The following is a 1,082-nucleotide window of genomic DNA, read 5'->3' as shown; positions in this document are numbered from 1 at the left end:
ACATCTAATAGACAATATCAGGCAAGAGTGGCTAGAAATGGAAGCACGGTTAAGTGATGTAGACTCTTTAATGCGCTAACAAGTAAAGTCAGATGAAGATTGTCAGCGGTTGGTAAAGATAAAAGGTGTATCGACTATCACGGCCACAGCAATTAAAGCCTTTGCCGGCGATGGTAAGCACTTTAAAAATGGCAGGCACTTCTCTTCAAACTTGGGGTTAGTCCCTAAAGAGCACTCCAGTGGAGGTAAACAAAAATTAAGTGGCATAACCAAACGAGGCAATCAATATATCAGGCGCTTGCTTATTCAAGGTGCATGGAGTGTCTTACGTTATGCTAAACACAGTGATGACAGCTTATCGAGTTGGGCAGAAAAAGTCATGGAGCGCCGGGGCAAATACAAAGCTGTGGTTGCGGTGGCAAATAAGCTAGCACGGATAATCTGGTCAATGTTAGTAAACAAAACAGAGTACAAAGTAGTGTAACCAACCTACTAAGCTAGAAAGGTAATGATTTAACAGGTTAAACCGACCTCTGTGAACGCTGGTAGACACACAGAAACATCAAGTTCGAAAGGACGATTAGCAGCAGAGGAGCGGTTCTCATTAGGGCCAAAGGTCGACGAACCTTATAAACAGGCCGGATATACGTAAGCAGCTTAACCAGTTGATCAAAGAATAAAAAATTAGTTGTCTAGGCCTTAAAAAGTCTGGACAGAGTCGAGGTGTACATATAAGTGTGTCCAAAGACTGCTAGTACCAGCTTCATGGATGAATAGGCGATGCTCTTCTATCTCCAGCATCATCGGCACAGTTTTAAATCGCGAATAGCAAAAAACCCGCTGCATTGCTGCAACGGGTTTCTTTTATTAGGAACTTGGCAATGTCCTACTTTCACATGGGAAACCCCACACTATCATCGGCGCTATTTCGTTTCACTACTGAGTTCGGCATGGGGTCAGGTGGTTCCAAAACGCTATGGTTACCAAGCATAAACTGTTGTGCAAGACGTTTATCAACATCTCACTAAAATCTGGAAAAGCGTATTAAATTCTTTCGTCTACTTTATTTCTTAACTTCTAAC

Annotated in this window: 1 rRNA gene and 1 pseudogene; one reads left to right on the top strand and one right to left on the bottom strand. The window is 42.4% G+C overall.

What is annotated here, in order from left to right:
• Window positions 1-79: 79 nt before the first annotated feature.
• Window positions 80-484: pseudogene (locus L1285_RS23500) on the top strand (IS110 family transposase); the annotation flags it as partial.
• Window positions 485-873: 389 nt separating this feature from the next.
• Here the strand turns inward: L1285_RS23500 and rrf are convergent.
• A 5S ribosomal RNA gene (gene rrf / locus L1285_RS23495) occupies window positions 874-988 on the bottom strand.
• Between the last annotated feature and the right edge of the window lie 94 nt (window positions 989-1,082).

This window comes from Pseudoalteromonas sp. DL2-H2.2 (assembly GCF_021532535.1).
GTDB lineage: Bacteria > Pseudomonadota > Gammaproteobacteria > Enterobacterales > Alteromonadaceae > Pseudoalteromonas > Pseudoalteromonas rubra_A.
This window is presented reverse-complemented; position numbering and strand designations above follow the sequence as displayed.